This is a genomic window from Pseudomonas sp. 34 E 7 (genome assembly GCF_900005715.1).
Classification (GTDB): domain Bacteria; phylum Pseudomonadota; class Gammaproteobacteria; order Pseudomonadales; family Pseudomonadaceae; genus Aquipseudomonas; species Aquipseudomonas orientalis_A.
This window is the reverse complement of sequence record NZ_CVTX01000039.1, coordinates 1-12,115: the sequence shown is the minus strand read 5'-3', so window position 1 is coordinate 12,115 and position 12,115 is coordinate 1. Positions and strand designations below refer to the sequence as shown.

The window sequence follows — 12,115 nt, the reverse complement described above, 5'->3', positions numbered from 1 at the left end:
GGTCCAGGGTCTCGTCGGCGAGGGGCACGCCGTGCTTGTCGATGGCAGCGCCGCCGATCACGTCGTGGCTCAGCGCGAAGCCCAGGTTGTATTTGGCGTTGGCCAATTCCAGCACTTTGACTGCTTCGGCCATGATTTCCGGGCCAATACCGTCGCCAGGGAGAATCAGAATCTGCTTGCTCATGGGTTCCTCATTTCATCGAGCGACCTGCCCAGGGGCCGGTCGGGAAAAATCAATCAGCGTTGGGCGAAAACTACCAGCACGTCGGTGCTGAAGGTGCCGTCGGCCTGAATGTCGTAGTAATCGCGCACTTCCTGGCCCATCGCCTGTTGCAGCTCAAGGATGGCCGAACGCAGCACCTCTGGCGTGCGCATACGCTCGACCCACGAGGTGTACTCCAGGCGCAGGCGTTGACGCAGGCTGTTACGCACATGCAGACCGGACTCGCTGAGTTGCTGCATCCACTCGGCAGCGGCGTAATCACGCACATGGCTGGTATCGCGCAGCACTTCGACGGTTTGCAGGTAAGTGTCCAGCAACGGGCTGCCGGGTGACAACACATCCACGAACGCCGCCACGCCGCCCGGCTTGAGCACCCGACGCACTTCGCGCAGGGCCAGGCCGAGGTCGCTCCAGTGGTGGGCCGAATAACGGCTGAACACGAAGTCGAACTCGCCATCGGCGAACGGCAGGCGCTCGGCGGCGCCGTTTACGGTGCTGATATTGGTGAAACCGCGATCTTGCGCAGCGGCGGCCACCACATCGAGCATCTGTTGGGACAAGTCGTAGGCCACCACTTCTTTAACCAGCGGCGCGACATGGAAACTGACATGGCCGGCGCCGCACCCCAGGTCCAGCAGTCGTGCACTGCCCTGCCCGGCCAGTTCGGCCTGGAGCAGCGCGAATTCGGTGCCCTGGGCGTGAACGGCGCTGCTCAGGTAGGCGGCGGCCTGTTCGCCGAATTGCTTTTGCACGACGTGGGTGTGGGCGGTGGTGGTCATGGGGGCTTCCTCGGGTTTTGTGTGGTTAACACTGGCCTCATCGGGGGCAAGCCCCCTCCCACATTTGAATGTATTCACAGATCAAAAGGTGGGAAGGGGCTTGCCCCCGATGACGGCGGTACTGCCTACCTCAATCGCGAAACAACCACGGCTGGCTCGCCCGGTGCTTGCTCTCGAACGCCGCAATCGCATCGCCGTCCTGCAAGGTCAGGCCAATATCGTCCAGGCCATTGATCAAGCAGTGCTTGCGAAAGGCGTCCACTTCGAAGTGGTACACCTTGCCATCCGGACGGGTCACGGTCTGTGCGGCCAGGTCCACCGTCAACTGGTAGCCCACATTCGCTTCCACTTGCTGGAACAGCTCATCCACTTCGGCGTCGCTCAGGATGATCGGCAACAAGCCGTTCTTGAAGCTGTTGTTGAAGAAGATGTCCGCATAGCTCGGCGCGATAATGCTGCGAAAGCCATATTCTTCCAGGGCCCACGGCGCATGTTCACGGCTGGAGCCGCACCCGAAGTTTTCCCGGGCCAGCAGCACACTGGCGCCCTGGTAACGCTCGGCGTTGAGCACGAAGTCCTTGTTCAGCGGACGCTTGGAGTTGTCCTGGTAGGCATAGCCCACGTCCAGGTAGCGCCATTCGTCAAACAGGTTGGGGCCGAAACCGGTGCGCTTGATCGACTTCAGGAACTGCTTGGGGATGATCTGATCGGTGTCCACGTTGGCACGGTCCAACGGCGCGACTAAACCTGTGTGTTGTGTAAAAGCACGCATCGGGTATTCCTCAAATCAATTCGCGAACGTCGATGAAACGACCGTTGACGGCGGCGGCGGCAGCCATGGCCGGGCTGACCAGGTGGGTACGCCCACCGGCGCCCTGGCGACCTTCGAAGTTACGGTTGGAGGTGGACGCGCAATGCTCGCCGGACTCCAGGCGGTCCGGGTTCATTGCCAGGCACATCGAGCAGCCCGGCTCACGCCATTCGAAACCGGCTTCGAGGAAGATCTTGTCCAGGCCCTCGGCCTCGGCCTGGGCTTTGACCAGACCCGAACCGGGCACCACGATGGCTTGTTTGATGGTCGACGCCACCTTGCGGCCCTTGGCGATCACGGCAGCGGCGCGCAGGTCTTCGATACGCGAGTTGGTGCAGGAGCCGATGAATACGCGATCCAGCTGGATATCGGTAATCGCCTGATTGGCCTTCAAGCCCATGTACTTGAGGGCGCGCTCGATGGAGCCGCGCTTGACCAGATCGGCCTCCTGGGCCGGGTCCGGCACGTTTTGATCAACGGCCAACACCATTTCCGGCGACGTGCCCCAGCTGACTTGCGGCTTGATCTGCGCAGCGTCGAGTTCGACCACGGTGTCGAACACCGCGTCGGCGTCGGACACCAGGTCTTTCCAGGCTTCGACGGCGGCGTCCCAATCAGCGCCCTGCGGGGCGAATGGACGGCCCTTGACGTATTCGACGGTCTTTTCGTCCGCCGCCACCATGCCCACGCGGGCACCGGCTTCGATGGACATGTTGCAGATGGTCATGCGGCCTTCGATGGACAGGTCGCGAATGGCGCTGCCGGCGAACTCGATGGCATGGCCGTTACCGCCGGCGGTGCCGATCTTGCCGATTACCGCGAGCACAATGTCCTTGGCGGTCACACCGAACGGCAAAGTGCCTTCGACGCGCACCAGCATGTTCTTCATCTTCTTGGCGACCAGGCACTGGGTGGCGAACACATGCTCCACCTCGGAGGTGCCGATGCCATGGGCCAGGGCGCCGAACGCACCGTGGGTGGAGGTGTGCGAGTCGCCGCAGACCACGGTCATGCCCGGCAAGGTCGCGCCCTGCTCCGGGCCGATCACGTGGACGATGCCTTGACGCACGTCATTCATCTTGAATTCGGTGATGCCATATTCATCGCAGTAATCATCGAGGGTCTGCACCTGCAAGCGCGACACCGTATCGGCAATGGCGTCAATCCCGCCTTTGCGCTCCGGGGTGGTTGGCACGTTGTGGTCCGGGGTGGCGATGATGGAGTCGACGCGCCATGGCTTGCGCCCGGCCAGCCGCAGGCCTTCGAACGCTTGGGGCGAGGTCACTTCATGGATGATGTGACGGTCGATGTAGATCAGCGACGATCCATCATCGCGACGTTTCACTTCATGGGAATCCCAAAGCTTGTCGTAAAGCGTTTTGCCGGCCATCAGTCGGTCCTCATCAGCGGTGTTTCTATATGCCGGGCTTTCAATAACCCTTTGGCTTGTGAGGCTGATGGTATGGCGCTACATTAAATAACTCAAATTCATATTTTTTATGCTTTGGATTACCAACCGGAATAGCACCATGGACCTTGCCAACCTCAATGCCTTTATCGCCATCGCCGAAACCGGCAGCTTCTCCGGCGCCGGTGAACGCCTGCACCTGACCCAACCGGCCATCAGCAAACGCATTGCCGGCCTGGAGCAACAATTGAAGGTACGCCTGTTCGATCGCCTGGGCCGTGAAGTGGGCCTGACCGAAGCCGGGCGGGCCCTGCTGCCGCGTGCCTATCAGATCCTGAATGTGCTGGATGACACCCGTCGCGCCTTGACCAACCTGACCGGGGAAGTCAGCGGGCGCCTCACACTGGCTACCAGCCACCATATCGGCCTGCATCGCCTGCCGCCGGTCCTGCGCACCTTCACTCGGCAATACCCCAGCGTGGCGCTGGATATTCAATTCCTCGATTCGGAAGTGGCCTACGAAGAAATCCTCCACGGTCGCGCCGAAGTGGCGGTCATCACCCTGGCGCCCGAGCCGCACAACCTAGTGCGCGCGACACCGGTGTGGGATGACCCACTGGATTTCGTGGTGGCCCCCGAACATAGCCTGATCAACAACGGCTCGGTCAGCCTGGCCGATATCGCCGGGCACCCTGCGGTGTTTCCCGGCGGCAACACGTTTACCCACCATATCGTCAGTCGCCTGTTCGAGGCCCAGGGCCTGACGCCGAACATCGCGATGAGCACCAACTACCTGGAAACCATCAAGATGATGGTGTCCATCGGCCTGGCCTGGAGCGTGTTGCCACGCACCATGCTGGATGATCAGGTGGCAAGTATCGCTTTGCCGGGCATACAGCTGCGTCGCCAGCTAGGCTATATCGTGCACACCGAAAGGACGCTGTCGAACGCTGCGCGGGCTTTCATGAGCCTGCTGGATGCACAGGTCGATCCGCCAGGGATACCGGCGTGAGTTTGTGCGGCCCAGGGCTTCAAGCAACCGCGCTGTCTTCCCATCGAGCCAAGGCCCTTTGAATAATGCCCAACCCCGTTGATTCCGTGCCACCGCTGCCCCGCATCCACGCCCTGGACCCACAGGAGGCGGAACAACACTGGGACAGCGCCCCGCAATTGCTGTCGGCGCTCAATGCCGCGCGACTGGGCGCGTGGTGCTGGGAAATCGACACCGGGAAAATCAGCTGGTCCCGTGGCACTCAGGCATTGTTTGGCTACGATCCGCGCCAGCCACTGCCCAATGACCTCAATTACCTGGACCTCCTGGCGCCGGAAGACCGCGCCCGGGTCGTCAGGGCATTTCATGCGGTGGTGGCCGGCGAACCGGTCGAACAGGCCATGCATCACCGCATCCAATGGCCCGATGGCAGCCTGCACTGGCTGGAAATCAACGGCAGCCTGGTGCCGGACAAAAACGGCAGGCGCCGAATGATTGGGGTGGTCCGCGAGATCACGCACCAGCGCGAGCGGGAACACGCCCTCAGCCACTCTGAAAAACGCTTCGCCACGCTCTTCCACCTGTGCCCGAACATGGTGCTGCTGACGCGCCAGGCCGACGGCCTGATCAGCGAGGCCAACCACCATTTCGAACTGCTGTTCGGCTGGCCGGTGGCGCAAGTCATTGGCCGTACCACGCTGGAGTTGGGCCTGTGGCGTCACCCGGAGCAACGCACGCACCTGGTCAAGGCGACCCAGCGCAAAGGCGAATCCATCATCATGGAAGTGCAGTTCTGCGCCAGCAACGGCCAGATCCACGATGGCACGCTCAGTGCGCAAAAGGTCGAACTGGACGGTGAGGCCTACCTGATCAGCACCTTCCTCGACACCACCGAGCGCAAAAACGCCGAGCAAGCCCTCAAGGACAGCCAGGAGCGCCTGGACCTGGCGCTGGACTCGGCACAACTGGGCACCTGGGACTGGCACATCCCTACCGGCATGCTCTACGGCTCGGCCCGTGCCGCCCAGCTCCATGGCCTGCCGAGCGAACCGTTCCACGAATCCTTCGATGCGTTTTTTGAAGGCATGTCCGATCAGGACCGCGAGGGCATGCGCCATGCCTACCGCAGCTTGCGCGAAGGCGCGGACGGCAACTACCAGTTGACCTACCGCGTACCGGCCGAGGACGGCAGCGTGCGCTATCTGGAAAGCCGCGCACGTCTGTATCGCGATGAATCCGGCAAGCCCCTGCGCATGGCCGGCACCTTGCTCGATATCACCGATCAGGTGGAACGCGAGCAGCGCCTGAGCGCGTCCGAAGAGAAATTCGCCAGCCTGTTCCAGGCCAGTCCCGACCCTATTTGCGTCACCGGCCTGGACAGTGGCGAGTTTATCGAGATCAACCCGGCGTTCACCCAGACGTTTGGCTGGACGGCCGCCGAAGTGATCGACAAGAGCGCCGAGCAGATCGGCCTGTGGGATGAATCGAGCAAGCGCCTGCAACGCATCCAGCGGGTGATTCGCGAACAATCATTGAGCAACGTCGCCATCGTGGTGCATGCCAGGAACGGCCAGAGCCTGACCTGTGTGATTTCCAGCCGCTTGGTCAAGGTCAATGAGCAGCCGTGCATCGTCACGACCCTGCGCGATATCACCCAGCAGCAACGCTCGGAGGCGGCGCTCAAGGCCAGCGAAGAGAAGTTCGCCAAGGCCTTCCATTCCAGCCCCGACGCCATTTCGATCACCGAGCGCGACACGGGTCGATACGTGGAGGTCAATGATGGGTTTTGTCGCCTGACCGGCTACCGCGCCGAAGAAGCCATCGGCCTCACCCTGTACCAGATTGGCATCTGGGCCGATGAAAACCAGCGCACCGCGCTGCTGGCCGAATTGCAGATCAAGGGGCGCATCCATCACCTTGAAATGCTTTGGCACAACAAGCGTGGCGAGGTGCTGGCGGTGGAAGTGTCGGTCGAACCGATCACCTTGAATGAAACGCCGTGCCTGCTACTGACCGCGCGGGACGTGAGCCTGTTGAAGAACGCCCAGGCGCAGATCCGCCACCTGGCCTATCACGACCCGCTGACCAACCTGCCCAACCGTGCGCTGCTGATGGACCGCCTGAGCCAGCAGATCGCCCTGCTCAAGCGCCACAACCTGCGTGGCGCCCTGCTATTCCTCGACCTCGACCACTTCAAGCACATCAACGACTCACTCGGTCACCCGGTGGGCGATACCGTGTTGAAAATCGTCACCGCACGCCTGGAAGCCAGCGTGCGCACAGAGGATACGGTGGCGCGCCTGGGCGGTGACGAGTTCGTGGTCCTGCTCAGCGGCCTGGAGGGCTCACGCACGCAAGTCAGCCGGCAGGTACAGGCGCTGGCTGATACCTTGCGCGAATTGCTCTCCGAACCGATGTTCCTCGACGGGCACCGCTTGCAGGTGACGCCAAGCATCGGCGTGGCGCTGATCCCCGACCATGGCACCACCCCCGCCGACCTGCTCAAGCGTGCCGACATCGCCCTGTACCGCGCCAAGGATTCGGGGCGCAACACCACCCAGATGTTTCACACCAGCATGCAGAAAACCGCCAGCGAGCGCCTGCGCATGGAAACCGACCTGCGCCTGGCCCTGTCGCGCGGTGAATTCAGCGTGCACTACCAGCCCCAGGTGGATGCGCGCGGCAACAAGATCGTCGGCGCCGAGGCCCTGGTGCGCTGGCAGCACCCGCAACTGGGGGCGCAGTCGCCGGCGGAATTCATCAAGGTGCTGGAGGACAGCGGCTTGATCCTGGAGGTGGGCACCTGGATTCTCGACGAAGCGTGCAGCGCATTGGCGCAGTTGATTGCCGAAGGCCTGGTGGACGCGCTGAATTTCAGCCTGTGCGTGAATATCAGCCCGCGGCAGTTTCGCCAGAACGACTTTGTGGAACGGGTCGAGCGCAGCCTCACGCAACACCACCTGCCCTACAGTTTGCTGAAGCTGGAAATCACTGAAGGCATCGTGATCCAGAACCTGGACGACACAGTGATGAAGATGCGGCGCCTGAAAAAACTCGGGGTCAGCTTTGCGATGGACGATTTTGGCACCGGTTACTCATCCCTGACGTATCTCAAGCGTTTGCCGGTGGATGCGCTGAAAATCGACCAGTCGTTTGTGCGCGACGCGACTCACGATCCCAATGACGCTGAAATCATCCGTGCCATTGTGGCCATGGCCCGCAGCTTGAATCTGGAAGTGATTGCCGAAGGCGTGGAAACCGTGCAACAACTGGCGTTCCTGCAGAAGCTCGGCTGTCATTTGTATCAGGGGTACTTGCATAGCCGGCCATTGCCGATAGAGGGGTTCAGGCAGCTGCTGGAATAGCCATGTGCTGAAACGCAGCCTTGAAACAAAATGCACCCTGGGTTATCCCTGCCCAGGTGCACCACAGTCAAATCAGTGCAACGGCCTGACCATGCGTGGGGGTTCGCCCCTGTTTTCCCCATAACTCTTCGCGGCCGTTGATGACCGCCACCGAATGCCCGGTACGGTTGCACATGCCCAGCTGACCTCGGGCAAGCTCACCCACCGGCACTCTCTTCATGTGCCTTTTCAACCCAAGGCGCAGAAAGCCTTCTCCCGGACCGCTTTCATCCTCCCCGTTATTCAGACTACGAATCGCATGCTGATAACTGCGATCGGCCATGCCATCGTTGTTTTCAATCTGCGCACGCTTGGCGCTGACGGCAAACAGAAACTGCGCATCCTTGAGCATGCCTTTGTCGGGCCCGTTGAACCGGGCGCCTCGGGAGCCCTCGGCCAATTCGCGGTCATTCAACGTGAGCCGGAAGCCATCGCGCATGACGACGTGGTATCCGTCACGGGTCTTGGCCACTTCCTGGAAAATATCCGTGGGGCTTTGTCCGAATCGGTGCATCGCAGCCTTGATCGCCGATACCGTCACGCAGTTGCCATCCGGCCCCTGACGAAAGCCACTCCAGATATTGTCGGGCTTCGCGCCACCGCGCTTGTTGGACAAACCCGGAATGTCAGCTGCGGCATCCGGTTTCGGCAACACCGGTTGGGGGATTACCTGCGGAACAACAGGCGAAGGAACAGCATCAGGCACATTATTTTGTTTTTTATCTGCTATAAGCGCAAACAACTGAGTAAAGAACGAAGTGAATAAGGCCACGACTGCATTGATCGCCTGCGCGTCATTCCCGACAGCCGCCGAACGCTGCAATCCATCACCATACCTTATATCCGGCGTCGCCCTGACCGACGCTTGATGACCACCTGCTTTAACAGTCGGTTCATTACTTGCGCTGAGTGCATCGATCGATAATGACTGCCTTACATCAATGACCCGCGCAATGTTATTAATTGGAAAGCGTGACATAGAGTTCTCCCTATACAGGCATCTCTTCGAAATACATGCTCGAAAAAATGCCTGCACTTATAAAAAGACCAAAACGCGATGACGGTGTTTAAAACCTGGAACTTAGCCGATTAAAGCGGCCATGCCTGTCAGCCGTTCGGTCGTCAACAGGACCCGGACTGGTCAGGTCCGGAGTGGGCGCGTCGGGCAAGGGCGTTGGCTTGGCGTCCGGCAATACAGGGGGTTGCGGTTTGGTATCCGTTGGCACATCAGGCCTTGGGAGGTTGCGCGCAAGTACGGTTGGCTGCTGCCTGGCATACGGCAACACGGGTAGCTGGGGCCAGGTATCCGGAGAAACCCTGGGCGTCGGGACGTGATCCGGCAAGACACTTCCATCAGGGCAGTGGCAATGACCGCCGACAACCACATTCACGTTGACGTTTGTCTTGGGGTCGTTGTTTACGCTTATCTCGGGCCTGGGTACCGTTGGAGGGAGCGGCAAGGGGTGCGGCTTATTCCCACCAGGCATGTTGACCAACGGATCATTGGGTTGTGGCAGCACTCGCAGCCCGCCTGCGTCCGGTTTCACAAGCTCTTTGCGGGTATCCGGCAACACCGGCTGCTTGCCCGCGTCCGGCTTGACCACCTCTTTGCTGGTATCCGGTTTCACTGGCAGCTTGCCTGCATCCGGCTTGACCAACTCCTTGCTGGTATCCGGCAGCACCGGCTGCTTGCCCGCATCCGGCTTGACCACCTCTTTGCTGGTATCCGGTTTTGGCTGCTTGCCTGCGTCCGGCTTGACCAACTCCTTGCTGGTATCCGGCAGCACCGGCTGCTTGCCCGCATCCGGCTTGACCAACTCCTTGCTGGTATCCGGCAACACCGGCTGCTTGCCTGCGTCCGGCTTGACCCGTTCTTTGTGAGTGTCCGGTGCAATCGGTAATTTGCCCGCATCCGGCTTGATCGGCTCTTTACCGGTATCCGGTGCAATGGGTAATTTGTCGACGTCGGGTTTGACCTGTGTTTTACCCGAAAATATGTCACGCATGGCCCTGAAGATACCTTCAAGCATATCGAACAACTGCCTCAGCGCGGTCTCAGGTGTGACCGCCGTATTATCGGGACGCAGTGACGTCTGAAGAGGTGTTGTGCCAGGCGACTGTACGGTCGGCTTGAGAATAACTTTAGTATTCGAAACCGCTGGTTGTTCCAGAGCAGATGTATCGACTTTAACCAATGGCGGAGTGTTAATCGACATAGACATACGCACGTTCCTTTATTTCATACAACCCGACCGTTCAACGGCCGGAGGGAGGGATAGTTTTATTGACTGAACAACAACAGCGCTGCTTCAGTCCCTCCATTCGTGGGAACTTGAGCCATCGAGTTCCGCGAATCGCAGTTCATATAAGGAAACCAACATGCATTATCAGACTTTGCCTCATGGACAATTTGCGCGAAGCCTTGATTTATGGCTTTGTCGATACGAAAGTGCGGTCACACGCGCTAATACTCTGTAGGCATGTCACTCGTCGATAACATTCCACGTGTTTACTTGCCTCTGGTTTGTGTTAACTCGCACGCGTAAAAAAGGCGCCTGCAGTGGCGCCTTTATGCAAATCAATGGCAAAAGTTCGATTGCCTCGCTTCAGACAGCCACAGGGTTGGGCATCCCCAGCAGGCGACTGACCTGCTCCAGGCCGGTCTCGCGGCGCAAGGCGGTAAACAGCTCCACCGCTTCGGGGTAGTTGCGCGTCAGCATCGCCAGCCACTGCTTCAAGCGGCCGGGTGCCTGGCGCTCGGTCAATTGCGCCACCGATTGGGTCCAGAATTCCTGGAGCATCGGCTGCATCTGCGCCCATGTCATTTCCACCACCTCTTGCCCTGCACGCGCCGCCGCGATCTGCCGCGCCAGGTCAGGACGCGCCACCAGTCCACGGCCAAGCATGATGTCTTCGGCGCCGCTGACTTCGCGGCAACGTTTCCAATCGTCGACGCTCCAGATGTCGCCATTGGCAAACACCGGCACCTTGACCACCTCCTGCACCCGCGGAATCCACTCCCAATGGGCGGGCGGCTTGTAGCCATCGGTCTTGGTGCGCGCATGCACCACGATATGCGCAGCCCCGCCTTCGGCCAGCGCCGTGGCGCAGACCAATGCGCCATCCGGACTGTCGAAGCCCAGGCGCATTTTGGCGGTGACCGGGATATGCGCCGGGACCGCACGGCGCACATGCTCGACGATACGGTTGAGCAACTCCGGCTCCTTGAGCAGCACCGCACCGCCGCGGGACTTGTTGACGGTCTTGGCCGGGCAGCCGAAGTTGAGGTCGATCACCTGCGATCCCAACTCGCAGGCCAGGGCGGCGTTTTCCGCCAGGCAGACCGGGTCAGACCCCAGCAATTGCACGCGCAGCGGCACGCCCGCGGCGGTGTGGGCGCCCTGCAGCAGTTCCGGAGCGAGCTTGTGAAAATAGGCGGGGGTGAGCAAGCGGTCGTTGACGCGGATGAATTCGGTCACGCACCAGTCGATACCGCCCACGCGGGTCAACACGTCCCGCAGGATGTTGTCGACCAACCCCTCCATGGGCGCCAAAGCAATTTGCATGGAAAACACTCAACAAAAATCGTGGCGCAGTTTACTGGGTTTCCCACAACAACCGTTAACCCCCCGTCAGCGCAGGCCCGTACCCCTCGATAAACTCGGCAGGCATGCGCTTGGGCCTGCCGCTGGACAGTTCGATGCAAACGAAGGTGGTGTGCGCGCGCAGCAAGGTCGCACCGTCACGCGGGCGTACCAGCTGAAAACGGCGCGTCATCTTCAGGCGCTGGTCCCAATCGACGATCCACGTGGCCAGTTGCAGCTCATCGCCTTCGTAGCCGGCCGCCAGGTAGTCGATCTCATGACGCACCACGGCCATCGCGCGGTCCAGGCGCCGATACTCGGCAAGGTCCAGCCCCAGGCGCTGGGAATGGCGCCAGGCGCAACGCTCCAGCCAGGACACGTACACGGCGTTATTGGCGTGCCCCAGGCCGTCGATGTCCTCAGCGGCGACCTGCAGGTCGATGATGAACGGCGTTGCCAAATCCCAGCCCATGCCTTGCTCCAGTCGATTGATGTCGGCGGACGCAGTGTATCAGGCGCTCTGGCGCTCCTGTACATGACAGCTCGCCAACAGGGCGAGTACGCCTTCAATTACCCGTGGATCGGCCAGCACCTTCTGATGCCCGCCCTGCTCCAGACGCATCAGGCGACTGCCTGGCCAGGCCTCATGGATGCTCTGCGAGGCTTTGACCGGGACGAACGTATCGTCTTCGGCATGCACGATCAGGCCGGGAAGGTTCATCTGGTAGTGCGCGACATCCAGATGCTTGAGCGGCATGCCGAATGCCAGCTCCACCGTCTGGATAAACGCCGAACGTGCGCGCGGCGGCAACCCCATCATGCGCGTGAAACCGCGCAGCGCATCGAGGAACCGCGAGGGCGCGGCGATACTCACCAACGCCTGCGTACGCAGCCCCAACTGCACCGCCAGCATCG

Annotated in this window: 11 protein-coding genes; 2 read left to right on the top strand and 9 right to left on the bottom strand. The window is 60.8% G+C overall.

Annotated elements, in window-relative coordinates:
- The 4 genes from BFP96_RS01270 to leuC form a co-directional block, all read right to left on the bottom strand.
- Window positions 1–184 (bottom strand): isocitrate/isopropylmalate family dehydrogenase (locus BFP96_RS01270; RefSeq protein ID WP_256548680.1); only part of this gene is annotated, 184 nt, incomplete at its 3' end.
- A gap of 53 nt (window positions 185–237) precedes the next feature.
- Window positions 238–1,002, bottom strand: a complete 765-nt coding sequence (locus BFP96_RS01265) for a class I SAM-dependent methyltransferase (protein WP_065894104.1) — start codon at window positions 1,000–1,002, stop codon at window positions 238–240.
- 130 nt (window positions 1,003–1,132) lie between these two features.
- The gene (gene leuD / locus BFP96_RS01260; protein WP_057721532.1) at window positions 1,133–1,774 is read right to left on the bottom strand and encodes a 3-isopropylmalate dehydratase small subunit; all 642 of its coding nucleotides are present in this window, start codon (window positions 1,772–1,774) and stop codon (window positions 1,133–1,135) included.
- A gap of 10 nt (window positions 1,775–1,784) precedes the next feature.
- The gene (gene leuC, locus BFP96_RS01255) at window positions 1,785–3,203 is read right to left on the bottom strand and encodes a 3-isopropylmalate dehydratase large subunit (protein WP_065894102.1); all 1,419 of its coding nucleotides are present in this window, start codon (window positions 3,201–3,203) and stop codon (window positions 1,785–1,787) included.
- A 139-nt stretch (window positions 3,204–3,342) separates the two neighbouring features.
- Here leuC and BFP96_RS01250 point away from each other — a divergent pair, with 139 nt between their 5' ends.
- Window positions 3,343–4,233 carry a LysR family transcriptional regulator gene (locus BFP96_RS01250; protein ID WP_065897219.1) on the top strand — a complete coding sequence of 297 codons (891 nt, stop codon included), beginning with the start codon at window positions 3,343–3,345 and terminating at the stop codon, window positions 4,231–4,233.
- Window positions 4,234–4,298: 65 nt separating this feature from the next.
- A complete protein-coding gene (locus BFP96_RS01245) occupies window positions 4,299–7,577 on the top strand; it encodes a PAS domain S-box protein (protein ID WP_065935430.1) in 3,279 nt (1,092 codons plus the stop codon).
- 67 nt (window positions 7,578–7,644) lie between these two features.
- Here the strand turns inward: BFP96_RS01245 and BFP96_RS31035 are convergent, their stop codons facing one another.
- The 5 genes from BFP96_RS31035 to BFP96_RS01220 form a co-directional block, all read right to left on the bottom strand.
- Complete coding sequence (locus BFP96_RS31035) at window positions 7,645–8,595, bottom strand: hypothetical protein (protein ID WP_256548679.1); 951 nt, start codon at window positions 8,593–8,595, stop codon at window positions 7,645–7,647.
- An 88-nt stretch (window positions 8,596–8,683) separates the two neighbouring features.
- Entirely contained in the window at window positions 8,684–9,838 is a 1,155-nt protein-coding gene (locus BFP96_RS01235) for a hypothetical protein (RefSeq protein ID WP_065935429.1), read from the bottom strand.
- Between the two features lie 384 nt (window positions 9,839–10,222).
- Window positions 10,223–11,182, bottom strand: coding sequence for a tRNA dihydrouridine synthase (locus BFP96_RS01230; RefSeq protein WP_065884111.1), 960 nt, complete (start codon window positions 11,180–11,182; stop codon window positions 10,223–10,225).
- Between the two features lie 55 nt (window positions 11,183–11,237).
- Window positions 11,238–11,672, bottom strand: coding sequence for an acyl-CoA thioesterase (locus BFP96_RS01225; protein ID WP_065894097.1), 435 nt, complete (start codon window positions 11,670–11,672; stop codon window positions 11,238–11,240).
- 39 nt (window positions 11,673–11,711) lie between these two features.
- The coding region (locus tag BFP96_RS01220; protein WP_371914756.1) for an alpha/beta fold hydrolase at window positions 11,712–12,115 on the bottom strand (404 nt) is incomplete at its 5' end.

Coding starts and splice junctions, on each gene's coding strand:
- leuC (WP_065894102.1), bottom strand. CDS start 3,203: ATGGCCGGCAAAACGCTTTACGACAAGCTTTGGGATTCCCATGAAGTG.
- BFP96_RS01265 (WP_065894104.1), bottom strand. CDS start 1,002: ATGACCACCACCGCCCACACCCACGTCGTGCAAAAGCAATTCGGCGAA.
- BFP96_RS01245 (WP_065935430.1), top strand. CDS start 4,299: ATGCCCAACCCCGTTGATTCCGTGCCACCGCTGCCCCGCATCCACGCC.
- BFP96_RS01230 (WP_065884111.1), bottom strand. CDS start 11,182: ATGCAAATTGCTTTGGCGCCCATGGAGGGGTTGGTCGACAACATCCTG.
- BFP96_RS01250 (WP_065897219.1), top strand. CDS start 3,343: ATGGACCTTGCCAACCTCAATGCCTTTATCGCCATCGCCGAAACCGGC.
- leuD (WP_057721532.1), bottom strand. CDS start 1,774: ATGCGTGCTTTTACACAACACACAGGTTTAGTCGCGCCGTTGGACCGT.
- BFP96_RS31035 (WP_256548679.1), bottom strand. CDS start 8,595: ATGTCACGCTTTCCAATTAATAACATTGCGCGGGTCATTGATGTAAGG.
- BFP96_RS01235 (WP_065935429.1), bottom strand. CDS start 9,838: ATGTCTATGTCGATTAACACTCCGCCATTGGTTAAAGTCGATACATCT.
- BFP96_RS01225 (WP_065894097.1), bottom strand. CDS start 11,672: ATGGGCTGGGATTTGGCAACGCCGTTCATCATCGACCTGCAGGTCGCC.